General features: G+C 46.0%; 22 protein-coding genes. 14 read left to right on the plus strand and 8 right to left on the minus strand.

The window, feature by feature from the left end:
• Window positions 1-58: 58 nt before the first annotated feature.
• Together VNE01S_RS00705 and VNE01S_RS00710 are read right to left on the minus strand one after the other, a co-directional pair.
• Window positions 59-1054, minus strand: coding sequence for an NAD-dependent epimerase/dehydratase family protein (locus VNE01S_RS00705; RefSeq protein WP_053395761.1), 996 nt, complete (start codon window positions 1052-1054; stop codon window positions 59-61).
• A 36-nt stretch (window positions 1055-1090) separates the two neighbouring features.
• Window positions 1091-2113, minus strand: coding sequence for an MBL fold metallo-hydrolase (locus VNE01S_RS00710; RefSeq protein ID WP_053395760.1), 1023 nt, complete (start codon window positions 2111-2113; stop codon window positions 1091-1093).
• Between the two features lie 153 nt (window positions 2114-2266).
• Between VNE01S_RS00710 and VNE01S_RS00715 the strand changes: the two genes are divergently transcribed.
• On the plus strand, window positions 2267-2881 hold the full coding sequence (locus tag VNE01S_RS00715) for a TetR/AcrR family transcriptional regulator (RefSeq protein WP_053395759.1): 615 nt from the start codon (window positions 2267-2269) through the stop codon (window positions 2879-2881).
• A 58-nt stretch (window positions 2882-2939) separates the two neighbouring features.
• Here the strand turns inward: VNE01S_RS00715 and ansA are convergent, their stop codons facing one another.
• Together ansA and sppA are read right to left on the minus strand one after the other, a co-directional pair.
• Complete coding sequence (gene ansA / locus VNE01S_RS00720) at window positions 2940-3956, minus strand: asparaginase (protein ID WP_053395758.1); 1017 nt, start codon at window positions 3954-3956, stop codon at window positions 2940-2942.
• A gap of 154 nt (window positions 3957-4110) precedes the next feature.
• Window positions 4111-5961: a signal peptide peptidase SppA gene (sppA, locus tag VNE01S_RS00725; RefSeq protein ID WP_053395757.1), complete on the minus strand. Its 1851-nt coding sequence runs from the start codon at window positions 5959-5961 to the stop codon at window positions 4111-4113.
• 206 nt (window positions 5962-6167) lie between these two features.
• Between sppA and VNE01S_RS00730 the strand changes: the two genes are divergently transcribed.
• Window positions 6168-8171, plus strand: a complete 2004-nt coding sequence (locus VNE01S_RS00730) for an NADPH-dependent 2,4-dienoyl-CoA reductase (protein ID WP_053395802.1) — start codon at window positions 6168-6170, stop codon at window positions 8169-8171.
• Window positions 8172-8249: 78 nt separating this feature from the next.
• On the opposite strand, the gene purU is transcribed toward VNE01S_RS00730, so the two are convergent.
• Entirely contained in the window at window positions 8250-9083 is an 834-nt protein-coding gene (gene purU / locus VNE01S_RS00735) for a formyltetrahydrofolate deformylase (protein ID WP_053395756.1), read from the minus strand.
• Between the two features lie 278 nt (window positions 9084-9361).
• Here purU and yoaA point away from each other — a divergent pair, with 278 nt between their 5' ends.
• The 7 genes from yoaA to rnd all read left to right on the plus strand — a co-directional run bounded on the left by yoaA (window position 9362) and on the right by rnd (window position 16794).
• Entirely contained in the window at window positions 9362-11290 is a 1929-nt protein-coding gene (yoaA, locus tag VNE01S_RS00740; protein WP_053395755.1) for a DNA repair helicase YoaA, read from the plus strand.
• A 13-nt stretch (window positions 11291-11303) separates the two neighbouring features.
• Complete coding sequence (gene tsaB / locus VNE01S_RS00745) at window positions 11304-12005, plus strand: tRNA (adenosine(37)-N6)-threonylcarbamoyltransferase complex dimerization subunit type 1 TsaB (protein WP_053395754.1); 702 nt, start codon at window positions 11304-11306, stop codon at window positions 12003-12005.
• Window positions 12006-12023: 18 nt separating this feature from the next.
• Entirely contained in the window at window positions 12024-12326 is a 303-nt protein-coding gene (locus tag VNE01S_RS00750; protein WP_053395753.1) for a hypothetical protein, read from the plus strand.
• Between the two features lie 27 nt (window positions 12327-12353).
• Window positions 12354-12923: a Slp family lipoprotein gene (locus VNE01S_RS00755; protein ID WP_082331691.1), complete on the plus strand. Its 570-nt coding sequence runs from the start codon at window positions 12354-12356 to the stop codon at window positions 12921-12923.
• Window positions 12920-13777 (plus strand): alpha/beta hydrolase, encoded by an 858-nt coding sequence (locus VNE01S_RS00760; RefSeq protein ID WP_053395752.1) that lies wholly within the window; start codon window positions 12920-12922, stop codon window positions 13775-13777. Before VNE01S_RS00755 ends, VNE01S_RS00760 begins: the two co-directional genes overlap by 4 nt.
• A 110-nt stretch (window positions 13778-13887) precedes the next feature.
• Window positions 13888-15582, plus strand: coding sequence for a long-chain-fatty-acid--CoA ligase FadD (gene fadD / locus VNE01S_RS00765; protein ID WP_053395751.1), 1695 nt, complete (start codon window positions 13888-13890; stop codon window positions 15580-15582).
• Window positions 15583-15678: 96 nt separating this feature from the next.
• Complete coding sequence (rnd, locus tag VNE01S_RS00770) at window positions 15679-16794, plus strand: ribonuclease D (RefSeq protein ID WP_053395750.1); 1116 nt, start codon at window positions 15679-15681, stop codon at window positions 16792-16794.
• Window positions 16795-16863: 69 nt separating this feature from the next.
• On the opposite strand, the gene VNE01S_RS00775 is transcribed toward rnd, so the two are convergent.
• Both VNE01S_RS00775 and rne read right to left on the minus strand, forming a co-directional pair.
• Window positions 16864-18423, minus strand: coding sequence for a SulP family inorganic anion transporter (locus VNE01S_RS00775; RefSeq protein ID WP_053395749.1), 1560 nt, complete (start codon window positions 18421-18423; stop codon window positions 16864-16866).
• Window positions 18424-18684: 261 nt separating this feature from the next.
• Window positions 18685-21612, minus strand: coding sequence for a ribonuclease E (gene rne, locus VNE01S_RS00780; RefSeq protein ID WP_053395748.1), 2928 nt, complete (start codon window positions 21610-21612; stop codon window positions 18685-18687).
• Between the two features lie 723 nt (window positions 21613-22335).
• On the opposite strand from rne, the gene rluC reads away from it, so the two are divergent.
• Window positions 22336-23283: a 23S rRNA pseudouridine(955/2504/2580) synthase RluC gene (gene rluC, locus VNE01S_RS00785; protein ID WP_053395747.1), complete on the plus strand. Its 948-nt coding sequence runs from the start codon at window positions 22336-22338 to the stop codon at window positions 23281-23283.
• A 117-nt stretch (window positions 23284-23400) separates the two neighbouring features.
• Here the strand turns inward: rluC and VNE01S_RS00790 are convergent, their stop codons facing one another.
• Window positions 23401-23982 (minus strand): Maf family protein, encoded by a 582-nt coding sequence (locus tag VNE01S_RS00790; protein ID WP_053395746.1) that lies wholly within the window; start codon window positions 23980-23982, stop codon window positions 23401-23403.
• Window positions 23983-24130: 148 nt separating this feature from the next.
• Here VNE01S_RS00790 and yceD point away from each other — a divergent pair, with 148 nt between their 5' ends.
• Genes yceD through VNE01S_RS00810 form a run of 4 tightly spaced genes read left to right on the plus strand, consistent with a single transcriptional unit; the run spans window position 24131 to window position 26848 of the window.
• A complete protein-coding gene (yceD, locus tag VNE01S_RS00795) occupies window positions 24131-24655 on the plus strand; it encodes a 23S rRNA accumulation protein YceD (RefSeq protein ID WP_053395745.1) in 525 nt (174 codons plus the stop codon).
• A gap of 31 nt (window positions 24656-24686) precedes the next feature.
• Entirely contained in the window at window positions 24687-24857 is a 171-nt protein-coding gene (gene rpmF / locus VNE01S_RS00800) for a 50S ribosomal protein L32 (RefSeq protein WP_014232495.1), read from the plus strand.
• Window positions 24858-24866: 9 nt separating this feature from the next.
• Window positions 24867-25892 carry a phosphate acyltransferase PlsX gene (gene plsX, locus VNE01S_RS00805; RefSeq protein WP_053395744.1) on the plus strand — a complete coding sequence of 342 codons (1026 nt, stop codon included), beginning with the start codon at window positions 24867-24869 and terminating at the stop codon, window positions 25890-25892.
• A 5-nt stretch (window positions 25893-25897) separates the two neighbouring features.
• Window positions 25898-26848, plus strand: coding sequence for a beta-ketoacyl-ACP synthase III (locus VNE01S_RS00810; RefSeq protein WP_053395743.1), 951 nt, complete (start codon window positions 25898-25900; stop codon window positions 26846-26848).
• Window positions 26849-26882: the final 34 nt, after the last annotated feature.

Genomic DNA, 26882 nt, shown 5'->3' on the forward strand with positions numbered 1-26882 from the left:
CTTAGGAGTCGCCTTTTTAGTCTAGGTCTTAAGGGGGTAAAGACGCTAGCCTAATGGGTTACGACGCTTGATAGAGTGCTTGCATCGTTTCTCTTACCACTTGCTCTGCGGGTTTCGGGTTATGCCCGAGATGCTCGATAGAGTCTTGTAGCTCAAAGATAAACTTGTGCTTGAGTGTGCGCTTTACATTACTTCGGATGATTCTTGGACGGGTGTTCGTTTTCAGTGCTTCCGCTTCTGCTTGGTCGACCAAAGCATAAATCTCTTCTTCATTCAGGAGCTTCGGCGCAATCAAATCAGGGTTCACTTCGCGTGCAATCTCAATGATTTTGTCTGTGGTTACGGTTTCTGTGTTCGCTAATACGTAGCGCTTTCCTTTGACGCCATATCGCGCTGCATTGATCATACCTTTTACTACGTCATTGACGTCGATCGGACTTAAGTATAATTCGTAAAGAAAAGGCATTTTCCCGTTTACGATGGCGGAAAAAGCGTCCAAAGATTCAGTGCTTGGTTGGTACTCCCCACCTAAAATTGTTGATGGAAGTACCGAGACCATATTGAGCTCCAATTCTTGTGCCACTTTCCACGCTTCTTGCTCTGCTAAGGTTTTGGCGCGGCAGTATGGATTGATTTGATCTGATACATTGTAGCCTTCAACGATGATCTCGTCAGAGGCATTGCGTTTGGTTTGCTCCAATGCGGCGATAGAGCTCACATATACTACGCGCTTTACGCCAGCCTCTTTCACGGCCTCAAGGATGTTGCGGGTACCGACGAGGTTTGGCTCAACAATTTCCGCTTCTTCATCTTCTGCCCAGTGCTTAAATACGGCAGCCACCTGATACAAGGTATCAACACCGTTAAGCGCTCGGAGCAAAGAGTTTTTATCGAGTAAGTCACAATACACGATATCGCAATCCACCCCTTGTAACGATTTGGCTTTGTCCGTGCTCCTGACACCTGCACGGACGTGATCTCCCTGCCTAACCAATGCTCTGACTAAGTTATTCCCGACATGGCCATTTGCGCCAGTGACTAAACATGTATTCATTGTATTCTCCTTGAAAGAAAGTCATCAATTGATCATTCAGTATTTGGCGGTTTCCAACTGGCTAAAGTCAGGGGGAGCTTGCCACCAGCCGCTATTAGCTACGGGGTTATCTAGCAATACTTGTTCACCAAAAATTGGGGTAAGTATTTGAACATCGCGCTTTGCTGCAATATCAGAGACTCGTGATAAAGGCTCGTGCCAAGCATGCATAGATAAGTCGAATGTGCCGTTGTGTATGGGGATCATCACCTTGCCGCGTAAGTCTAGGTGAGCTTTCACGCTCTCTTCGGGCATCATATGAATGGTTTGCCACAAACGGTTGTAGGCGCCAGCTTCAATCAAAGTGAAATCAAAAGGACCGTAACGCTCACCGATTTCTTTAAAGCCAGAGAAGTATCCGCTATCGCCACTAAAAAAGATCCGACGTTGGTTGCCGATGATGACCCAGCTCGACCAGAGGGTAGTGTCTCGGTCAAAAAGGCTACGACCAGAAAAGTGTTGAGAAGGCGTAGCGATCAATTCAACGCCTTTTATGGTGGTTGTTTGCCACCAATCGAGCTCGATAATATTGTCGTGGCTGACACCCCAGCGCTGAAGATGGCTACCGACTTTAAGGGGAGTAATAAAAACACCCACTTTATCTTGAATAGTTTGGATTGTGTTTTTGTCCAGGTGATCGTAGTGGTCATGGCTGATCACTACGACATCAATAAGCGGAAGGTCTTCGGCTGAAATAGGTGAAGGGTGGAAGCGCTTTGGGCCAGCCCATTGAACAGGAGAAGCCCGTTCACTTAGTACAGGGTCGGTTAGAACCCATAGACCATCAATTTTCATCAATAGTGTGGAGTGCCCTAGGCGGAATAGACAGTCTTCGTTGGCGCTGCAAAGTTGATCGGCAGCAATAGGCTTTATGGGGAGTAAATCGTCAGGGGTTCTATCTACCTTGGGGGCGGTTAAGAACGCGAGCACGATTTTGGCTGTGTCCCCAAGGCTAGAGGAGTAACGCGTCTCGCTATTGTGAAACTTACCATTTTCATTCTGCATACTTGGTATTGCCATGAGTAAACTCCCAAACACGATTGCGATAATCCATTTCATATTTTTATCGTCACAAAAGTAAACTGTACGGTGTAGTTTACTTAATGTTTTTGAAAAGTAAACTACAGAGTGTAAAATTTATGCTTAACGCACCGTGAATGAATATTGAGTTGTATGACTGAAATTAAATTGAGTCGAAGTGAGCTAAAGCGTCAGGCCATCGTAGACGCAGCAATCGAAGCATTTAGAGAAGAAGGGGTCCAGGCGACAAGCATGGATAAACTGGCGAAATTGGCTAATGTCTCAAAGCGCACCATCTATAACCATTTTGAAAACAAAGAATCTTTAGTGCTGCACTTACTTGCAGAGTTATGGCAGCGATCCATTATGGAAACCGAAGTGGTCTATGACAGCAAAGAGCCATTAGATACTCAATTGTCCAAGTTACTGCGAAAAGAGCTGGAGTTTTATTCCTCTCCTCAATATCAAGACTTAGCACGTGTAGCGTTTGATTACCTGTTTAGTAACCCAGGGATCTTACAAGAGGAACTGCAGAAGCTCTCAGAGAAAGAAACGGCGGTGTATCGGTGGATTATTGCCGCAAGAGATGATGGAAAGCTCATTGAACTTGATGCCAATATTGCTAAAGAGCAATTACACAGTTTGATTAAAGGGAGCGCGCTTTGGCCTCAGTTAGTCCGTCTGAGAGAGGCTTTGACAGACAAGGAGAAAGCCAGCCTAGTGGAGGAAACCACGCGTATCTTTCTTGCACGCTATGCTAATAAGTAGGCTTGTATAAAAAAGCCAGCAAGGTGTTTGCTGGCTTTTTGTTATTTGGACGGAAGAGTTAAATACTCATTTCACCGCGCAGTACTTGCTGCATTTTCACTTTGACTTGTTCGTAAGACAGGTCCTGGCTGAGTAAGTAGTGCAGTTTTGCCAATGCCGCTTCTGGTGTCATATCGTAACCACTGATGACGCCTGCTTCGGCAAGGGCGCAGCCTGTTGCATATCCACCCATGTTGACTTTACCCGCTAAGCACTGAGTCAGGTTGACCACTATCACGCCACGTTCTGATGCATCTCTCAGGTGCCCTAATAGCTCAGGGTTTTGTGGTGCATTGCCGACGCCAAATGTCAGTAGAATCATCGCGTTGACAGGTTGCAGCAGTGTATTGCGGATCACTTCATGTGAAATTCCAGGGTACATGGTGATAACACCGATCGGCTGCGGTGTAATGTCATGCACTTTAAATTCGCCTTCAGGCTCCGCACCCACTTGAACATCATTGCTGATTTGGATGTTGATACCCGCTTCCAACAAAGGGGGAAGGTTCGGTGAAGTGAATGCGTTGAAGCCGTCCGCGTGAGATTTAGTGCTGCGGTTGCCGCGCATCAGTTTGTTGTTGAAGAACAACGTCACTTCATTGATTGGGTAGTTGGCCGCAATGTGTAAAGCATTCAGCAAATTGGCTTGTCCGTCAGAGCGTAGCTCTGCCAAAGGAATTTGCGAACCAGTCACAATAACGGGTTTGCCTAAGTTCTCTAGCATGAATGACAGGGCAGAGGCTGTATACGCCATGGTGTCTGTACCGTGGAGAATAACGAAGCCATCATATTTATCGTAATTGTTACGAATATCATCAGCAATTTGCTGCCAGTCTTTTGGCGTCATGTCTGACGAGTCGATCAGTGGCGCATATTCATGGATTGTGAATTCTGGCATTTCTGGGCGGTGGAACTCCGGCATGCTTGCCAGTTGTTTTTCCATAAATCCTGCCACTGGAACATAGCCATGATCATTCGACTTCTGCATACCAATGGTGCCGCCAGTGTAAGCGATATAAATGTGTTTTCTTGCCATTGCTTAGAAACCAATCATTGTAGGGGGAACAGAGGTGGGAGATTATATAGCAATCGACGCCAATAAAAAGGGGCATCCCACACTGGAATGCCCTCAATCACACTATAAGTAGAGTAAAACTCTGTTGCATATATTTATGCTGCTACAGGTCAGATCACTCAACCAAACAATTTAAACAAAACGCGTACTGACCTTTTGGATCATTGAAGTTTTGTAGTAGGTCCGCATCTGCGCTCATTTGGTTCACAATCGGCTGCATAGAGGATGGCAGCATAGACGTGACATCCAAATTTAATGAGACCTTAACCTGATTCATCAGCTCATGGATGAACTGCTGTGCAGGTGACAGTGGCTCTTCAACCCAGTAGATGTTGTAGCTCTCTAGATCTGCCAGATTAGCGGCCAGCTTCACTGCGTCATCAAAATCACCAATCGTATCGACCAGACCATGGTTCAGTGCATCTTGGCCCGTCCAAACTCGACCTTGCGCCACTTTGTCCAATTGCTTAATTGGAATATTGCGGTTTGAGCTAACTAGGTTGGTAAAACGCTTGTAGCCATGTTCAATACCCAACTGAAATGCTTCCGATGCGCCTTCAGAAAGACCTGTGGTCAAACCTACATCAGAGAATGGTGAAGTGCCGACACCATCTGTATAGATCCCCAGTTTATCGAGCCCTTTTTCAAAGGTCGTAATGACACTGAAGATGCCGATAGAACCTGTCAGCGTGGTTGGTTGGGCCACAATCTGATCGGCACTCATTGAAATCCAGTAACCGCCTGACGCCGCTAGGCTAGACATTGACGCGACGACAGGCTTGCCTGCTTCTTTAAGTGCTTCAATTTCATTACGAATCACTTCTGATGCGAAAGCACTGCCTCCTGGGCTGTCTACGCGTAAAACCACCGCTTTCACTTTATGGTCGTTACGAGCTTGACGAAGCAGGGATGCAACCGTATCACCCCCAGCAGTGCCAGCAGGGTGGGAACCGTCCATGATGGCTCCGCTTGCTATCACGACAGCAACGTCATCCGCCGCCATATCAAACTTAGGCATCATTGTTTGCTGGTAGCTGTAGTAATCAATATGGTTGTAGCTATCTTCACCATTGCTACCAAATACTTCGGTGAGCTCGGCTCTGACTTGCTGACGTGTTGCCAATTTATCGACTAAGCCGATATTGAGTGACAGCGCCGCTAAATCACCATCGTTCTTTTTCAGCAGTGACAAGAATGACTTCATGTCAGGTGTTAGCGTTTCTGGGGCTATTTGGCGGTTAGATGCAATATCGTCAACATATGCGCCCCAAAGTTGTCCTAGCCAACGTGAAGCAGACTCTTTCGCTTCTTGAGACATATCATCACGAATAAACGGTTCAATGGCTGACTTGTAAGTGCCTACTCTGAACACATGCGTATTGACGTTGAACTTCTCTAGGAACGTTTTGTAGTAAAGAGAATAGGCACTGTAGCCTTTCAGCATCACCGCACCATCAGGCGCTAGGTAAACGTCATCTGCGTAGCTTGCCAGGTAGTATTGGCTTTGATTATAAAAATCACCAACAGCGTAAACAGGCTTGCCTGAAGTTTTAAACTCATTCAGTGCCTTAGCAATATAGCGCAGCTTAGTTAGGTTCGTTTCAGGAAGGTCACGTAACGCAAGCACTAAGCCGGTGACTTTATCATCGTCTTTGGCGTAGCGAATGGTTTCTACAACATCAAACAAGACGTTTTCTTTTGGCAACTCTTGACCTAAGAGTGAGCCTGTAAACGAATCCATTGGGTTCACGTAACGTGGCTGTTCGACCAAAGGCCCAGATAAGTTCAGGATCAGAGCGGATGCTTTGGGTACTTGTGGCGCAGTCGGAGCCGCATGAAAGTAAACAAAATAAATAACCGCGATAGTTACTAAAAAAAGAAGGTTTGCTAGGGCGAGTCGGGTAAAGGTGATCAGTTTCCAGATCCCTTTAAAGAACATCCCTATAAACTTAAATAGTGTTTTCATTTAATCTCCGCTGCGCGCGTCGCAGTTTAAGGCTTAACCGTTGTAAGACCTTATAAATTCAGAAAAGTTACATCCTACTTAAACAAGTATAAGCGCACAACCGTAAGATTGATCGGTGTTACATAAATGTAAACGGTTGTTTGATTTTTATAACAAAGACTTTTATTGTGGTCAGACCATAATAACAAACGGAAGTGATGTCTGCCATGTACCCAAATCTATTAAAGCCGTTGGATCTAGGTTTTACCCAGATTAAAAACCGAGTCTTGATGGGCTCAATGCATACCGGACTTGAAGAACATAAAGAAGGCCTAGGGAAGCTCGCCGCCTTTTATGCTGAGCGAGCAAAAGGTGGCGTAGGCCTGATTGTGACGGGTGGTTTTTCGCCCAATCTGCGTGGTCGACTGCACCCGTTTAGTGCCGAGTTCAGTAAACCTAAGCATGCTAAAGCTCACAAGGTGGTCACGCAGGCAGTGCACGAACATGGTAGCAAGATCGCGCTACAACTTTTGCATGCAGGTCGTTATGCCATGCACCCCTTTTCTCAAAGCGCGTCATCAATTAAAGCACCGATTGCTCGTTTTGCGCCTAGTGAAATGAGTGTGCGCCAAATTCACAAGACCATCGAAGCTTTTGCCAATAGCGCTGCTTTAGCGCAGCAGGCAGGGTATGACGGCGTGGAAGTAATGGGATCAGAAGGTTATCTGATCAACCAGTTTATCTGTAAACGGACCAATATGCGTTACGACGAGTGGGGTGGCAGCTACGAAAATCGTATCCGTTTTCCGTTAGAAATCGTCAAGGCGATCCGTCAAGTTGTGGGGGAAGAATTCATCATTATCTTCCGCTTATCCATGCTGGATCTCGTCGAAGAGGGCAGCACATTTGATGAAGTGATCCAGTTAGCGAAAGAGCTCGAAAAAGCCGGAGTGACTATCATCAATACAGGTATTGGTTGGCATGAAGCGCGAATTCCCACCATTGCCACGCAAGTGCCTCGTGGTGCCTTTACTTGGGTAACTGAGAAAGTACGTCCTCACGTGAGCGTACCCATCGTAACGTGCAACCGAATCAATACGCCTGAAGAGGCCGAACGTATTTTGGCGGGTGGTCAAGCCGATATGGTATCAATGGCGCGCCCGTTCCTCGCGGACCCTGAATTTGTCATCAAAGCGGAAAATCAGCAGTCGCATTTGATCAACACTTGTATTGGCTGCAATCAGGCATGCTTAGACAATGTGTTTAAAGGAAAGCGCGCCAGTTGCTTAGTTAATCCATTGGCCTGCCGAGAAGATGAGCTGAAAATTACCCAGACACAAGCGGCGAAAAACATTGCAGTGGTCGGGGCTGGGCCTGCCGGCTTAGCGTGTGCGACGACGCTTGCCAAACGCGGGCATCATGTTGATTTATTTGAGCGTAACGATCGCATTGGTGGTCAGTTCCGATTGGCGATGCAGATCCCAGGTAAAGAAGAGTTTCGAGAAACCATCCGTTACTTCGCGAATCAAATAGATGAAACGGGTGTGAAGCTGCATTTGGAAACAGAAGCGAACTTCGATTTATTGTCTGAGTATGACGAAGTCGTCATGGCGGCGGGTGTTGAACCGCGTAAAGTTGCGATTGAAGGAATTGATAACCCAGAAAAAGTGGTCGATTACCAAACGCTTATTCGAGATAAAACGTTTGTTGGCAATAAAGTCGCAATAGTTGGTGCTGGTGGTATTGGTGTCGATGTCGCGACCATGCTAACAGAGCCCGCTGCACATAACCTTGACGATTGGCTGCATGAGTGGGGCATTGATAAAGAAATCACGCATCCGGGTGGTTTGTACCCGTATCCTGATTCTGTGAGTGATAAAACCGTGTGGGTGCTGCAGCGCCGTAAAGGCCGTGTCGGTAAGGGGCCGGGTAAGACCACGGGGTGGATCCACAAACGCACATTAGAAAAGCGAGGCGTGCATTTGTTAGGTGGTGTGAGTTACGAAAAAATCGATGCTCAGGGGTTACACATTTCCATTGATGGTAACCAACAATTGCTTGATGCCGATAAAGTGGTGATTTGTGCCGGACAGGAGTCCGTGCGCCCGTTTGAAGACAAATGGGAGCAACTAGAAGGTAAGCTTCATGTGATTGGTGGTGCGGATTACGCAGGCGAATTAGACGCGGTAAGAGCCATCCGTCAAGGGGTGGAATTGGCGAGTAAGCTTTAGAATATACAGATAAAATAAGACCTCCGAAATGGGAGGTCTTTTTGTATCAATGCTCGGTTAAATCGTGAAAGGAACGCGTTATAGAATCACGGTTTTGTTGCCATAAACAAACACATGATCATTCAGCACTTTGTTGAGCGCTTTGCTCAGCACGTTTTTTTCCACATCGCGTCCAGCCTGGGCCATATCATGTGCGCTAAACGTGTGATCAACCGGGATCACGTCTTGTTTAATGATTGGGCCTTCATCCAAATCATTAGTGACGAAATGTGCGGTTGCACCGATGATCTTAACCCCACGTTCGTACGCTTGCTGGTAAGGTTTCGCACCAATAAAGGCTGGCAAGAAACTGTGGTGGATGTTAATGATCTTGTGATGGTATTTCTCAACGAAAGACGGCGTTAGAACGCGCATGTATTTGGCGAGTACCAAATAATCCGCCTCATATTGGTCAACCACTTCGAGCACTTTCTGTTCATGTTCTTCACGGTTCAAGCCTTCGTGTGACACGTGATGATAAGGAATATCGAACTTCTCGGTTAAGTTTTGCAACGTGTCGTAGTTTCCGACCACAGCGGCAATCTCAACATCGAGGCTACCGTCGTAGTTCTTCATTAGGATATCACCGATACAGTGTGCTTCTTTGGTCACTAAAATCACAATGCGTTTGCGTGCGGAGCTAATCAGTTTGTAATTGGCATTTTCAGGTAGTGCTTGGCTAAGGTCTGCGAGAAATGTCTCGTCGTTAAAGTAACCTTCAAGTTCCGTACGCATGAAAAAGTGGCCACTGGTGTTATCTACAAACTCATTGTTGTGAATGATATTCAGTTGGTGTTTGTAACAAATATTAGTGATCTTTGAAATAAGACCTGGGGCGTCAGTGCAGTGCGTGAGTAGCGTTTTCTTTTCCATTTATATAGATACTTCCATGAATGATTTTTTGTTGTGTTTTTTAGATTTTCTTAGGGCTTCGAACGAAGAAGTCTCTTAAATCCTAAAAGTAACAATTAAACTAATATTGACGTGGTTTCAACAAATAATCGTCATGGTCGCTTTTTATTTGTCGCTTTCTTATCTGGGACGGTAAGTGAGTGAGCTCTCCCGACGAATGTTCATTCTTATTCGCACGCCGTCATCAAAGCTGCCATAATCCACTTCTTAGATTTGCAGACCCTAAAGACCCTTTTTCGATGATCTCCAAAACTTTCTCTTCCGATGGCGCATTAGGAAAAGCCATTCCGGGCTTTCAACCTCGTCAGGCTCAGTTGGATATGGCTGAAGCGGTTTCCAATGCGATAAAGCAAAACACGCAGTTAGTGGTTGAAGCTGGAACAGGAACAGGTAAAACATTTGCCTATTTGGTGCCTGCTTTACTAAGCGGGAAGAAAACCATCATCAGCACTGGGTCAAAAAACCTTCAGGAGCAGTTGTTCCACCGTGATTTACCGCTTATGACTAGCGCCTTGGGATTTTATGGTCAAGTGGCGCTGTTAAAAGGTCGGGCGAACTATTTGTGTTTAGACAGATTAAGTCGGCAAATGTTGGAAAGTCACGGCAATAATGCGGACCCTGCATTGTTGAGCCAGCTAGTTAAAGTGCGCTCTTGGGTGAGTGAGACAAAAACGGGCGATCTAGGGGATTGTGATGCGATCGCCGAAGATAGCCCAGTGATCCCGACCATAACCTCCACCAACGACAACTGCTTAGGCAAAGAGTGTCCGAGTTATCAAGACTGCTTTGTGTTGAAAGCGCGTAAAAAGGCAATGGAGGCGGATGTGGTCGTGGTTAACCACCATTTATTCCTCGCTGACCTCGCCATTAAAGAAACAGGATTTGGAGAGCTGATCCCAGAAGCAGACGTGTTCATTTTTGACGAAGCCCATCAGTTGCCTGATATCGCCAGCCAGTACTTTGGGCAATCATTGTCTAGTCGTCAGATCCAAGAACTGTCAAAAGATATCGAGATTGGTTATCGAACCGAAGCGAAAGATATGCGCCAACTACAGAAAGTGGGTGAGAAATTACTGCAATCGGCGATGGATCTGCGCATTACTTTGGGAGAACCGGGCTTTCGCGGCAACTGGCGTGAAGCGATCAAGTCTCCTTCCATTGCACGTGAGTTGGAACGGTTGCAAGAAGCACTCGATTTTGCGCTTGAGGTGTTGAAGTTGGCTCTTGGAAGAAGCCAATTGCTCGACAGTGCTTTCGAACGAGCGAATACAATCCAAGCGCGATTGCAGCGTGTCTGTGATGTTTCTATTACGGGATATTCGTATTGGTTCGACACCACGCCGCGCCACTTCAGTCTCCACATCACGCCGCTTTCTGTTGCGGATAAATTCCACGAGCAGATCGAGCTTAAGCAGGGTGCTTGGATTTTTACTTCTGCGACGCTGGCGGTTAACGGTGATTTTGGCCACTTTACATCTCGGCTGGGGTTAAAACCGCAACAACAGCTCTCGTTACCCAGCCCGTTCGATTACCAAAGTCAGGCAAGGCTTTGTGTCCCTCGTTATTTGCCAGAGCCAAATAGCCCAGGGCTAGCAGACAAGCTAGTGCGAATGCTGTCACCAGTGATTGAACGCAACCAAGGGCGGTGTTTCTTCCTTTGTACCTCGCACAGCATGATGAGAGAGTTGGGAGAGCGCTTTCGTGAAACGTTGACCGTACCCGTCCTTATGCAAGGTGAAACCAGTAAACAGAAAACATTGGCCGAGTTTATGGAGCTGGGAAATGCGTTGTTGGTCGCCACTGGCGCTTTTTGGGAAGGGATAGATGTTAGAGGTGATGCACTGAGCTGTGTTATCATCGACAAATTGCCGTTTACCGCGCCTGATGACCCACTACTGAAAGCACGCATAGAAGATTGCCAACTAAAAGGCGGTGATCCGTTTGCTCAAGTTCAGATCCCTGATGCAGTCATTACACTCAAGCAGGGCGTCGGGCGGTTAATCCGAGACAAGAAAGACAAAGGTGCGTTGATTATTTGTGATAATCGACTGGTAACCAGAGAATACGGCGGCGTATTTCTAGCGAGTTTACCGCCGATTCCGCGCACCAGAGACTTGGGTGTGGTGGAAGACTTTCTTGACCATATTTTAGAAACAACAAACGAATAATTTAGAGATTTCAATGAGCGCTAAGATCCTTGCCCTAGATACTGCGACAGAAAACTGTTCAGTGGCTCTTTTAGTTGATGAGAAAGTGTATGTACGCAGTGAAGTTGCACCAAGAGACCATACCAAAAAGATTCTGCCAATGGTGGACGAAGTATTAAAAGAAGCTGGCGTAGCACTGGCAGACTTGGATGCATTGGCATTTGGTCGTGGCCCTGGTAGCTTTACTGGTGTACGTATTGGTATCGGTATTGCTCAGGGCTTAGCATTTGGCGCTGATCTGCCAATGATAGGCGTCTCGACGCTAGAAGCTATGGCTCAGGGTTGTTTCCGTAAGCACAATGCAAGCCATGTAGCATGTGCGATTGACGCACGCATGAGCGAAGTCTATTGGGGACGTTTTGTACGTCAGCAAGATGGAACTTGGGCGCAGTTTGATCAAGAGCAAGTGATTCCACCAGCAGTATTGGCTGAGCAAAGTCAGGCTGACGAACACGTTTGGTCGACAGCGGGTACGGGTTGGGACGCGTACGGTGAAGCGTTGGCGGGTTTAAAGTTCAATCGTGAAGGCAGTGATGTTCTATTCCCAGATGCGGAAGATATTGTCCAAATTGCGAAACTTGAGCTGGAGAAAGGCAACACTTTAGATGCGGAAGAAGCAAGCCCAACATATCTTCGTGACACCGTGGCGTGGAAAAAGCTGCCTGGTCGTGAATAATTGAGTTAGACGGATAGTATGGTTTCAATTAACGGATTACCTTCTTCTGTACCTGGCCCCAATAGGGCTAATAAGGCCAATAAGAAGAATGAGGTCAAGAAGTCAGAACAAAAGAGCGCAGTTGGCCAGCCTTCTAAGGTGGCGAATGCGGTCGCTCATACTATCCGTCATGTCAACGAGTCAGACATTCATAAAGCGCAAGTTCAGTATGATCTCCCAGAAGGGCGAGGGCGCAAGGCGATGGAAGAGTACATGAGCGTTATGAATCAATCGAAACGTGATGAACTCTCAATGATGATGGGTGTCGATATTTATATATAGTTCTTTCACTTTAAAGGTGGTGACATCATGAAAGCACACTCCTTGCTGCCTCACTCGCTTCTCAAAGCCATCGTTATCTGCACGGCATTTTTATTGAGTGCTTGCGGTTCCCTTCCTGAAAACCTCAAAACAGAGAATGCCAACGTGGTGACTGACTACGATCAATGGCTGTCTACTCCATCTACGACCGCAGAAGTTCGACTTGGTGGTGTGATCGCTGGGGTGACCAATCTAGAGCAGTCAACACGGGTTGAAATCGTTAACCTGCCGATAAGCTCAATTGGCAAACCGGATATCGATAAAGAGCCGCAAGGGCGATTTATTGCCTATATCAAAGGGTTCGCAGATCCCGTCATGTTGGCCGAAGGGCGTTTAATTACTCTACTTGGTCAAAGTCAGTCCAAGGAACAAGGCAAGGTGGGAGAGTTTACTTATGACTTTCCAGTGATGGAGGCAAAAGGCTACCATCTATGGCGTATTGAAGAAAAAATCATTGTTCATGACATTGATAGTGGATTGTATCCTTGCCGTAGTTTCTATTGCAGAGATCTACGGTTTGGCACTCGACAGGGAAAAGTTATTCAGGAAGTGAAATGACGTTTACGACGACACGTTACGAATTGCACGATGGTTTCATCGAAGCGATAGAGTATGGAGACTGCAAAACGGCCGAAATCTCGGTCGTTTTTTTGCATGGGTGGCTAGATAACTCGGCCAGCTTTTACACCGTTATGGAAGGGCTGTTTGGGCAAGCCCCGAACTTGCATCTTTGCGCAATCGATTTACCAGGCCATGGCCATTCAAGCCATAAAACTCACAATAATTTCTATCCATTTCATGACTATATTGACGATATTTATCAGTTTTTGGTTAAGTTTTCTCCAAACAGAGTTGTGTTAGTCGGCCATTCACTTGGTGCTTTGGTCGCAAGTTGTTATAGTGCCGCCTTTCCTGAACAAGTCAGTGGATTGGTTCAGATAGAAGGTTACGGTCCTTTGGCGGAAAAAGAGAGTGAAACCGTTTCTCGATTAAGAGAAGGGGTATTAAGCCGTCAGAGAATTCGTAAAAAACCGGCAAGAGCATTCCCATCTAAACAAGATGCTGTAGAGAGACGGGCCAAGGTAAATCATATTTTGCCTGAGCTGATTGAACCCATTGTCTCACGTGGGTTAGTTGAGCGTGATTCGCAATGGTTTTGGCGACACGACGTTAAGCTGCAAAGTCAGTCTCTTTATCGAATGTCGTTGGAACATGCACACTCCATTCGCCAGCACATTACCTGCCCTCAGGTAGTGATTCTCGGTGAGCAAGGCTTTTCTCATTTGCATAGCTTTCAACAAGATGCCTCTGAAACGATTCAATTTGAATGGGTTTTAGGGGGGCATCACTGCCACCTTCAATCTCCATCTAGAGTAATTGACCTAATTTTTGGCTTAGTTAACAAAATTTAAACAAGTGTTCGGGTGTTTCGTGCCCAGACATCTTGCCTGTGGTGTAATAGTCGGCATCAAAAACACGGCGTTTCGTCGACAACTGCCCGCTTATTTCGAGGAGTATTACCGTGGATAAACCTTGGTTATCACGTTATCCAAGCGATGTGCCTGAGCACATCAACCCAGATCAGTATCCATCACTGGTTGAAATGTTTGAACAGTCAGTACAAAAGTACGCTGACCAGCCTGCGTTTATGAACATGGGCTCGGTAATGACATTCCGTAAGCTAGAAGAGCGTAGTAGGGCATTTGCGGCCTACCTGCAAAATGAATTGAAATTGCAGAAAGGTGATCGCGTTGCGCTGATGATGCCAAACCTACTGCAATACCCAGTGGCTTTGTTTGGTGTACTACGCGCGGGATTGATCGCGGTAAACGTGAATCCTCTGTATACCCCACGTGAGCTAGAACACCAGCTCAATGATGCGGGCGCTAAAGCGATTGTTATCGTTTCAAACTTTGCCAATACGCTTGAGCAAATCGTAGATAACACGCCTGTTAAGCATGTGGTACTGACCAGCCTTGGTCAGATGCTGCCTCGCGCGAAGGGCACGATTGTCGATTTTGTGGTGAAGTATGTGAAAGGCATGGTGCCTAAATATGATTTACCTGGGGCGATTTCAATGCGTAAGGCCTTGCGCCAAGGACGTCGTCTGCAATATGTGAAGCCATTTATGTCGGGCGAAGATATTGCCTTCTTGCAATATACTGGTGGCACAACAGGGGTTGCTAAAGGGGCTATCCTGACTCACCGCAATATGATTGCTAACGTGATGCAGGCCAAAGGCGCGTATGGCCCCGTTTTGTCTGAAGGTCGTGAACTGGTTGTGACGGCGCTGCCGCTTTACCACGTGTTTGCTTTAACGGTGAACTGTTTACTGTTTATTGAAATGGGTGGGCGCAACTTACTGATCACTAACCCGCGTGATATTCCTGGTTTCATAAAAGAGCTGCAAAAACACCCGTTCACAGCAATTACGGGTGTAAACACCTTGTTTAACGCGTTAGTGAATAATGAAGATTTCCACGAACTCGACTTCAGTAATTTGAAGCTTTCCGTCGGCGGCGGTATGGCAGTTCAACGTGCGGTGGCTGAGCAGTGGCAAAAAACGACAGGTATACATCTTCTGGAAGGTTATGGTTTAACCGAGTGTTCACCGCTTGTAACCGGTAACCCATACGATCTGACGGCATATACAGGCGCAATCGGCTTACCTGTACCGTCAACAGAAGTTCGTATTGTTGATGATGAAGGAAAAGCGTTACCTAATACAGAGGTAGGCGAGCTTCAAGTTCGTGGTCCTCAAGTAATGCAAGGCTACTGGCAGCGCCCTGAAGCGACCAAAGAAGTGATTGACGCTGATGGTTGGTTATCAACTGGTGATATCGTCAAGTTCGATGAAGAAGGGTTAATTCATATCGTCGATCGCAAAAAAGACATGATCTTGGTGTCAGGCTTTAACGTGTACCCGAATGAAATCGAAGACGTGGTGGCCCTGCACGGAAAAGTGCTAGAAGTTGCGGCAATTGGACAGGAACATCCAGTTTCTGGTGAAGTGGTCAAGATCTATGTCGTGAAACGCGATCCTAGCGTAACGAAAGAAGAGATCATTACGCACTGTCGCCAGCACCTAACGGGTTACAAAATACCTAAGCTGGTGGAGTTCAAAGAGGATTTGCCTAAAACAAATGTTGGTAAGATTTTGCGTAGGGAGCTACGTGAAGAAAACGAAGCGAATCTAGCCAAAGCACAGCAAGGCTAACTAGCCAAGCAGATCGCATGGATAAATGATAGAATGCCGGCAAACACGTGTCGGCATTTTTGTATCCGGCGTATTCAACCTCACAGTGAGAATTTAGTGAACTACCAAATCATCACCCAATCAAAACAATTAGAAACGGTCTGTTTGCAGGCAAGGGACACTGACATCGTTATGTTGGATACCGAGTTTGTACGTACACGAACTTATTATCCTCAGTTAGGACTTATTCAACTTTTTGATGGCGAGCATTTGTCATTGATAGATCCTACTGTGATTGAAGATATGAGTGCATTTGAGCAGCTCCTAAAAGACACATCAGTGCTTAAAGTTCTGCACGCGTGTGGTGAAGATCTTGAAGTATTCCAAAACAGTTTTGGCTGCTTGCCCCTCCCTATGGTGGATACTCAAGTGATGGCCGCCTTTTTGGGCCATGGCCTTTCTACTGGGTTCGCATCGCTGGTAGAGTCCTTTTTAAATGTAGAGCTGGATAAAAGTGAGTCGAGAACAGACTGGCTAGCAAGGCCTCTGACAGACAAGCAATTGGACTATGCTGCGGCGGATGTGTTTTATCTGTACCCACTTTATGAAAAGTTGGCCCAACAAGTCACTGACGCTGGCTGGTGGGAAGCCGCGCAGCAAGAGAGCGAATTGCTTGCTTCCAAACGGGTAAAAAACATTAACCCAGAAATGGCGTACCTTGATATCAAAGGCGCTTGGCAGCTTAAACCTCGAGAGCTCGCTATTCTTAAACCATTAGCGACATGGCGCCATAAAGAAGCGATACGTCGTGATTTGGCATTGAACTTTGTTTTTAAAGAAGGGGATTTGCTAACCGTAGCGCGGCTTGGGCTCCAGAACCGTCAAAGAATGGAGCAAGAAGGGATAGACCCTCGTGCGATCGGTCGACATGCGAGTCGGATTATCGCCATCGTAAAATCAGCCTGCCAAACACCTGCAGAAGAATACCCAGAAAAGATTGAACGCTTGATGGATATGCACGGTTACAAACAGTTGTTTAAAAAGTTAAAAGATGAAGTAAAACATGCTTCTCAAACAACTGGCCTTGCAACTGAGTTTTTGGCATCGAAGAAACAGCTTAACCAGTTTATCAGTTGGGTCTGGAAAACAGATCGAGATCCAGCCAAGCTGCCAGATGTGATGCAAGGATGGCGACTCGAAATACTAGGCGAGAAGCTAAATAAACTCATGTAAAGCATACAAAAAGGGCTTCCAGTTGGAAGCCCTTTTTATTATAAATTACGGAATTGGATACGCGACGAATTAGCCCGCAAGGATATCCGTTGCTACTTTATAGCTTGGGTCTTCTTTCACGTTGATTTCAATTAAGCTGCCCGCTTTGTCTAGAAGCTTACGACAATCAGGGCTCAAGTGACGTAGGTGTAACGTTTTGCCTACCGCAGAGTATCTTTCTGCAAGAGTTTCAATCGCCTCAATAGCTGAGTGGTCTGTCACTCGTGAGTCAGCAAAATCGACGATGACGTCTGATGGGTCTTCTTGAGCATTAAATAGCTCCAAGAAGTTTGCCGTCGAGCCGAAGAAAATAGGGCCGTGAATTTTGTACTCTTTAGAACCTTCCTCGTTGATACACGTATCTGCGTAGATGTGCTTTGCGTGTTGCCATGCAAACATTAGGGCAGAAACGATAACGCCGACAGCAACGGCTACAGCAAGGTCAGTGAGAACTGTAACGACGGTAACCAATACGATAACGAAGAAATCTTGTTTTGGTACGCGACGCGCCAGTTTGAATGTCGCCCACTCGAAAGTACCAATAACAACCATAAACATAACACCAACCAGTGCTGCCAATGGGATCATTTCGATAAGCGCTGATGCAAACAGAATGAACATCAGCAGTGCTACTGCAGCAACGATGCCTGATAGGCGACCACGACCACCTGAATTTACGTTGATCATTGATTGACCGATCATCGCACAGCCACCCATTGCGCCAAATACCGAACAGGTCATGTTAGCCATACCTTGACCAATACATTCGCGGTTTGATTGACCACGCGTATTCGTCATCTCATCCAGTACTGTGAGTGTCAGTAGCGACTCAATCAGGCCGATAGCCGCAAGAATAATGGCGTAAGGCAAAATGATTTGTAGAGTTTCAAGGGTAAATGGAACCATCGGGATAGAGAAGGTTGGCAAAGAACCCGCCAGTGTTGCTGCCTCATCACCAGACATTGTACGTAGGAAGTCAACCACTGTACGTGTTTCAAGATCTAGACCTACAACCAAAGCTGTTACCGTAACAATAGCCACAAGAGAAGAGGGTACTGCGGTAGTGAGTTTTGGTAAGAAGTGAATGATAGCCATTGTTAGAGCAACTAAGCCTAGCATTAGCATCATTTGGCCTTGTGGTAGCCACGTTAGCATGCCATTGATATCAGGTGCTTTGAACTGACCAAGTTGAGCTAAGAAGATCACGATCGCTAGTCCGTTCACGAAGCCAATCATGACTGGGTGCGGCACGATACGGATGAATTTACCGAGTTTGAAAATACCCGCTGCAATTTGCAGGATACCAGCGAGCATAATTGCCGCAAATAGGTATTGAACGCCATGGCTTGCAACCAGAGAAACCATAACAACAGCCATTGCGCCTGTTGCACCAGAGATCATACCTGGACGACCACCAAAGATAGAGGTGATTAAACCAACGATAAAGGCAGCGTATAAACCAACCATAGGGTCTACGCCTGCTACGAAAGCAAATGCGACAGCTTCAGGAACCAATGCCAACGCAACGGTTAGGCCTGAAAGCACATCATTTTTTACAGAGTGCTTAGAAAATTGTGGGAATTCAAACATGCTTGCTCAGTTATGCTAAGTGTTTAAGTGTATTCTGAATAACGGCCTTGCAACCCCAAGAAGCAAAAATGCGATATAAAAGAGCGGATAAAACAAAGCGTGCGTTTCAGATCGAGTCGGCGAATGCTACCGAAAAGTGTGATTAAGTTCAAGAATGAACCAAATTTTGACCAATTTTTGTGAAAATACAATGAAGACCAAGTCATAAAACAAAAAAACAGCCCCTGAAGTCAGGGGCTGTCTTAATTGCTAAGGCCTAGGTTAGAAACCTTGAGGCTTGGTCATTGCCGCGCTCGCCTGGGTTTTTGCAACCTGGCTACCCGCACCTTTGCCTTGGTAACGGTTTTCACGTAATGGGGCTGCTACTACCGTGATCTCTTTCATTTCTGTTGAGCCAGGTGCTTTCGCCATAGAGGCAGAAGCATGACCTTTAAATGAAGGAGCAGGCATTGTAGGTGCTTTTTCTTCAACAGGTGTTGGTTGTTCTACTTGAACTTGCTCTACTGGCTCAGTAGCCGCTGTTTCAACAGTTTTTGCTACTTCTACCGGTGTTTCAACAATCGGTTGAACCACTTCTTCAGCAGCTTTTACTGTTTGCGCTTCTGTTTCAGGTTGTTCATGACGAACGATCACTTTACCCATTGCCATCTCTGGGCAGGCAAAACCACCTAGAGATACCTTAGTGTCCACGGTTTCTGCTTGAGCCGCTTTGTCTGCCTTCGGTTGAGGCTTAGCAGCAGGTTTAGTTAAACCATAGCTCGGCATTACTTTACCCATTGCCATTTCAGGTGATGCTACACCACCTTTGCGTAGGCGGAATGGGTTAGGGCGACGATCGCGACCACGACGACGACGTTGACCACTTGCACGTAGGTGACGAGGCGAACGGCGATTACGGCGTTGTTTCGTCTGCTCTGCTTCTTGAGCTGGCGCTTCTGTATTTTGCTCTACAGATTCTGTAACGGCTTCAGCTTTTGCTTCTTTCGCTACTTCTTGTGCCTGAGGTTGTACTTGCTGATCTTTAATACGAACTTGTTTAGTCAACTTGCGACGTTGGCGACGTTCTTTAACCTTCGCAGTTTTTTCTTCGCTGCGAGCTGGCTTATCAGACTGTTGGGCCTCAGCTGCTAGTTTTAGACCTTCTTCCTCAACCTTGCTTGCTTTCACATCGTCACGTTTGTTACGACGTTCTTGCTTAGGCTTACGGTTCGGTTGCTTACGCTCGTTAGCAGGTTTACTTTCTACTGCAGTTTCGTCGCGCTGTGGTTTAGGCTTGCGTCTGTTATCGCGTTTATCTTCTCGCTTATCTTCACGGTTTTCGTTGCGGTTATCACGAGTGTTACGGCGACGTTGATCGTTGCGGTTACGACGATTACGGTTGTTACGCTGGCCTTCTTTCTTCTCTGGTTTCTCTTGCTTCTCTTCCACTTTTTCTTCAGTGTCAGAGCTTGAACCAGAGCCGAATAGGAAGTTACCTAGAGCTTTGAACAGGCGGCTAACAAGGCCAGGTTTTGCTTCCGTAACTTCAACTTTCTTCTCGACGGCTTTAGCTTTTGGCTGCGGCGTTGGAGCAGACTGAGCAGGAGCTGCAAAGCCTTTCAGCGCAGGCTCTTCAATCTTCTTCGGTTTAGCTTCAGTCTCTGGAACCTCACGGCCTTCCGCTTCTTTCATTGCTTCCAATTTCTTAGGAAGTAAGTAAGACAGTAGGTCGAACTCTTCACCTTCACGTACACGAATGACGTCAAAGTGAGGTGTTTCCATCTCTGAATTAGGGACAACCGTAATCTTAACTTCTTGGTTGCGTTCAATATGATTAACCGAACGGCGTTTTTCGTTAAGCAGGTATGAAGCGATTGGCACCGGTACCACGGCCAGCACTTGTGCTGTATTGTCTTTTAGTGCTTCTTCTTCGATCAAACGAAGTACAGAAAGCGCTAAAGATTCATTATCACGCACGACACCAGTACCCGTACAGCGAGGACAAATGTGGTGGCTTGCTTCTGCAAGAGAAGGGCTAAGGCGTTGACGCGACATTTCTAGTAAGCCAAAGCGAGAGATGCGGCCAATCTGTACGCGAGCACGGTCCATGCGCACTGCATCACGCAGGCGGTTTTCTACTTCACGTTGGTGACGAACTGGTGTCATATCGATGAAGTCGATCACGACCAAGCCACCTAAATCACGTAGGCGAAGCTGACGCGCGATCTCATCAGCAGCTTCTAAGTTAGTGTTTAGCGCGGTTTCTTCAATATCACCGCCCTTTGTTGCACGGGCCGAGTTGATATCGATAGATGTCAGAGCTTCTGTTGGGTCAATGACGATTGAACCACCAGATGGCAAACGCACTTCACGCTGGAAGGCTGACTCGATTTGGCTTTCTATTTGGTAGTGGCTAAACAGCGGCACTTCACCGTCGTACTTCTTCACTCGATTAACGAAGTCTGGGCGTACTAGGCGAATGTGCTGTAGAGCACGTTCATAAATGGTGTTGCTATCGATTAGAATTTCACCGATATCACGGCGCAAGTAATCGCGTATAGCGCGAACAATAACGTTACTTTCTTGGTGGATCAGGAAAGGCGCTGGGTTCTCATCAGAGGCTTGTTTTATCGCACCCCAATGGTTTAGAAGAACGTTTAAATCCCACTCCAACTCTTCTGCACTTTTACCGACACCAGCAGTGCGGACGATCAAGCCCATACCTTGTGGCAGTTCTAGAGTGCTCAGAGCCGCTTTTAGTTGAGTACGCTCATCACCTTCGATACGGCGAGAGATACCACCAGCACGAGGGTTATTTGGCATAAGAACCAAGTAACTACCAGCAAGAGAAATGAAGGTTGTTAATGCAGCCCCTTTGCTACCACGCTCTTCTTTTTCAACTTGTACGATGACTTCTTGGCCTTCCGTTAGCACTTCTTTAATGCTTGGACGGCCTTGATAGGTATAACCTTCAGGGAAGTATTCGCGGGCAATTTCTTTGAGAGGGAGGAAACCGTGTCTTTCTGCACCATAGTCTACGAAAGCTGCTTCCAGACTTGGTTCGATGCGAGTGATACGTCCTTTGTAGATATTTGCTTTTTTAGATTCATGACCAGGGCTTTCGATATCCAAATCGTATAAGCGCTGCCCATCAACTAAAGCAACACGCAACTCTTCTTTTTGAGTTGCGTTGATTAACATTCTTTTCATTGATAAATCTCGTTGTCATTCTATGTCTGCTCTTGTTGCCTTTGTGTCTTTCACGGTGCCAGATCCCATGGCTTAATTTGTGCAGCCTCCCGGCTGGAGGGATGCTCTAGGGCACGTCAGTCTCACAAGCTAGTAACGCATGTAAGCCGCAATGTTGGCGGAAATACTCAACATGAAAGTGAATGCTATACCATTAGCCAGCGGCGTTTATTTGCGGGGAAATCTTTGTAAAGGCATGATGAGTTTTGCAATTAGAATAACTCGTTGGTTGCAATTCATGCCTATCTATTAAGATGTTCCCTGTGCAATGTACTCACTATCTAGTCAATGGCATTGGCATACTGAGTAGGGCTACAAGATTGCTAATGTCGAAAATGTCTTACGCCGTGTGCTGCATTTTGCTAAATTAGCGGGCTACTCATTTGTTCGCTCTAAAATGATTGGGTTTGTTTAAAAGGCAACCTAATCAATTATTGCAGGTGTGAACTATAGCAGTACCCAATAAACTCAGCAATCTGCTTTATTATAAATCACTAAAAAACCTAGTTTTATTTTTAATAAGTGACTGTATTTAAAGCATTTACGAAATCTTTTTTGATATAAGCTATTGAGTTGGTGATTTTTTATCCTTATCTGGATGGAAATTCACTCTTAAAGATAAAATAACCCGTCTGTTGCGTATAAAATGTGAATCTACGCAGGGTTGAGTGTTAGAATGACGGAATGAGCGAAATTAGAACAAAAGTCCAGTTTGTTGACATCGATGATGATATGGCTGGCCAGCGGATTGATAACTTTCTGCGTAACCAATTGAAAAGCATCCCAAAAAGCATGGTTTACAGGATCTTGCGTAAGGGTGAGGTACGTGTAAATAAAAAGCGTATTAAAGCTGAATATAAACTTCAGGCAGGCGATTTAGTTCGTATCCCGCCTGTGACCATAGCAGAAAAAGCAGAAGAAGTGGCACCAAGCACCAAGCTCAACAAGGTAGCGGAGCTGGAGCATATGATCATCTACGAAGACGATCATATGCTGATTCTCAATAAACCTTCAGGAACAGCGGTGCATGGTGGAAGCGGTTTAAAATTTGGCGCAATTGAAGCGCTGCGCGCACTCCGACCTCAAGCACGTTTCTTAGAGCTAGTGCATCGTATAGACCGTGATACATCGGGTATTCTTCTTGTGGCGAAAAAGCGTTCGGCATTGCGTCATTTGCAAGCACAGTTCCGCGAAAAAACAGTCAAGAAATTCTACTTTGCTTTGGTTATGGGAGAGTGGAAGAACAAGTGCAAGGTTGTAAATGCACCACTGCTTAAAAATGAAGTGAATAGTATCGTGCGCGTTAACCCAAATGGTAAGCCGTCTGAAACGCGCTTTAGAGTCATTGAGAAATTTCCAGATGCAACGCTTATTCAAGCGAGTCCTATTACAGGTCGAACCCATCAGATTCGTGTACATACCCAATATACAGGGCACCCAATAGCTTGGGATGACCGTTACGGTGACCGACGTTTTGATGCGTATACAGGTAAAGTAGGATTGGATCGATTATTTCTTCATGCTGCTAACATTAAGTTTCAACATCCGTCAAACAATGAATGGATGGAAATTAATGCACCAATGGAGCCTAAACTTGAAAAAGTATTAGAAGGGCTCCGAAAGCTAAGGTAGCTGCTAGCTAAGGTAGCTGCTACTAGCTAAGGTAGCTGCTACTAGCTAAGGTAGCTGCTAATAGAAAGGGAGCCTTGTCGCTCCCTCTGTTTAATAGGCTGAATTAACCAGTTTGACTTATAGTACACTGACTCCTTGAGTCTCAAGCATGTCAACTAAGTCTATTAACGGCAGTCCAACAAGCGTATTCGGGTCTTTGCCTTCCAACTTTTCAAACAACGCAATCCCTAAGCCTTCACTCTTGAAACTACCAGCACAGTAGTAGGGTTTTTCCTTCTCAACATAGTTTTCGATCTGTTGTTGGCTTAATGAGCGAAAATGAACTGAAAATGTATCGACTCTAACATCAGTATTGCCAGTCTCGGTGTTGTGCAGTGCAAGCCCGGTGAAAAACTGAATGGTCTTACCGCTTTGCTCTGTCAGTTGCTTGATCGCGTTTTTGGGGGTGAGTGGCTTACCGATGATTTCGCCGTTGATAACACAAACTTGGTCGCTACCAATCACGAGGCTAGGTTTGTCGGTATGGCAAGATTCAGCTTTTCCCTTCGCTAAACGCTCGACGAGAGTGAAAGGAGTCTCGTTATCTATAGGCGTTTCATCGAAATCTGGTGACATTGTTTCGAAAGAAAGTGAGAGCTTGTTGAGCAACTGTTGGCGATAAGGCGAAGTAGAGGCTAAAACTAGTTGGTAATTTGGCATTTTTATTTACAATCAACAGACGACTTATAAGTAGCTTAATCGATCTAATGGTCGAGATCCTAGCTATCTCAGTGATAAGGAAAAAAAGTACAACTTTTTGCCCTTTTTCTTTGACTATAAACGAATTGGAAGATAGAATTCGCGCCCTATGCAAAAGGTAAAAATACCGCGAACGGTTGATCCGGCAAGAACTGCTCAAAAGCGACTTGATTTTGAAGGTATCATTCAAATGAGTCTCTTTAAGCGCTTAGAGGAATCGGTCGAAGGCGTTAAACGCGACGCTCAAGTGTCATTGTCATTTGGGTTAGATGAACAGCGACTTGTTGTTATCTCTGGTAAAGCTAACATCGAAGTTGATTTAGAGTGTCAACGCTGTAACGAGGTTTTCACACACTTGTGTGAAGTCGAATTCACTTATACGCCGTATTATAGCGAAAAAAGTGAAGAAGACGCACCGGAAGAGTACGATTTGGTAGATCTGAACGAGTACGGTGAAATTGACCTGATACAGTTGGTTGAAGACGAGTTCATTCTAAACTTGCCTCAAATTGCGATGCATGACGAAGCGGACTGTAGCGTTAATTCAGATAACATGGTGTTTGGTGAGATTCCAGAAGAAATTGTGGAAGAAAAGCCGAATCCATTTGACGTTTTAAAAAGCTTAAAGAAGTAATTCTTTAAGGATTAACACAGGAGTAGGGTCCATGGCCGTACAGAAAAACCGTAAAACACGTTCTAAGCGTGGTATGCGTCGTTCACACGATGCCCTAACTACAGCTGCACTTTCTGTTGACGCAACTTCAGGTGAAACTCACCTACGTCACAACGTGACTGCTGAAGGTTACTACCGCGGCAAGAAGGTTATCAACAAGTAAGGTTGACCTTTGCAATATATAACCGTTGCACTTGATGCAATGGGCGGGGATTTCGGTCCTCGCGTTACAGTGCCTGCCGCCGTGCAGGCACTGTCGCATTTCCCAGAGCTAAAAGTGGTCCTATTAGGTGATCAAACTGCGATCACATCTCAATTATCATCCCTTGGTTGTAAGCCAGATACTCGTTTGCGTATCCAGCATTGTGACCGGGTGATCTCCAACTCAGAAAAACCCTCTCTCGCACTTAGAAATAGCCATGGTACCTCTATGGCCGCTGCTATTGACGCTGTCGCCCAAAGTAAAGCCGATGCGTGTGTCAGTGGTGGTAATACCGGTGCACTTATGGCGTTGTCTCGTTTTCGTCTTAAATTATTACCGGGTATTGAAAGGCCAGCCTTGATTTCTGCCTTACCGACGGCCACGGGCAATAAAACCTGGATGCTTGATCTTGGTGCCAATGTTTCTAGTGACGCGGACTCTTTGTTTCAGTTTGCTGTGATGGGTAGTGCTTTAGCCGAGCAGAATTTACAAAGACCACCACGAGTCGCTATTCTCAACATTGGCGCAGAAGAAATAAAAGGCAATGACCTTGTTAAGCGCTGTGCAGAAATGCTGTCGAATACTCAATCGGTTAATTTTGTAGGCTACATAGAGGGTAATCAATTATTACACGATGCTGCAGACGTTGTTGTCTGTGATGGGTTTGTTGGCAATGTTTGTTTAAAAGCTTGTGAAGGTACTGCCCAGCTTTTTATAGATAAGTTGAAATCGAGTATGATCTCCTCATCTATAAAGGGTTGGATTGCAAGAAAATTATTTTCTGGCCTATTTAATGAGCTAAAAACATTGAACCCCGACCAGTATAACGGCGCAAGTTTGCTAGGATTGCGCGGCATTGTCATAAAAAGCCACGGAAGCGCTGATGTAGAAGCGGTTACCAACGCGATTGGTGAAGCTCTGCACGAGGTCAAACGACAAGTACCAAGCCGTATTAGCGATCGTTTGGAAGCGGTTTTACTCGAGAGGCACTATTAGTCTTCATGTATAGCAAAATTTTAGGTACTGGCAGCTACCTGCCATCTCAGGTGCGAACTAACGCAGATCTAGAGAAAATGGTAGATACAAGTGATGAGTGGATTGTCGCTCGCACTGGTATTAAAGAGCGTCGCATCGCTGCTGAAAACGAAACCGTTGCGGATATGGGCTATATCGCGGCTAAAAACGCCATCGAGATGGCGGGTATTGATAAAAACGATATCGATCTTATTATTCTAGCAACCACCAGCGGTAGTCACACTTTCCCTTCATCGGCATGTCAGGTACAAGCTAAGCTTGATATCAAAGGTTGCCCCGCATTTGACTTAGCTGCGGCTTGTTCAGGCTTTGTATATGCTCTTTCAGTTGCAGATCAGCACGTTAAATCAGGCATGTGTAAAAACGTGCTTGTGATTGGCGCAGATGCATTGTCAAAAACATGTGACCCAACGGATCGTTCAACTATCATTCTATTTGGTGATGGTGCAGGTGCCGTTGTGGTAGGCGCAAGCGAAGAGCCAGGTATCTTATCGACTCACATCTACTCAGATGGTCGATTTGGTGAATTACTGAGCCTTGAAGTGCCAGAGCGTGGCAAAGATGCAGATAAATGGCTGCACATGGCCGGTAATGAAGTGTTCAAAGTAGCAGTGACTCAGTTGTCGAAGCTGGTAAAAGATACACTGGCTGCGAATGATATGCACAAGTCTGAACTGGATTGGTTAGTGCCGCACCAAGCGAATTACCGCATCATTTCTGCGACAGCGAAAAAGCTGTCTATGTCGCTAGATCAGGTTGTTATTACTTTGGATAAACACGGTAACACGTCTGCGGCGACCGTTCCGTCTGCTCTCGATGAAGCGGTGCGCGATGGCCGAATTAAGCGTGGTCAAACGCTTCTTCTTGAGGCATTTGGTGGTGGCTTTACCTGGGGTTCAGCTCTGGTTAAGTTCTAAAACCAACCGAATTTAAATTTAAGATGCCTATATG

It is taken from the genome of Vibrio nereis NBRC 15637 (genome assembly GCF_001591105.1).
In the GTDB taxonomy this organism is placed as follows: domain Bacteria; phylum Pseudomonadota; class Gammaproteobacteria; order Enterobacterales; family Vibrionaceae; genus Vibrio; species Vibrio nereis.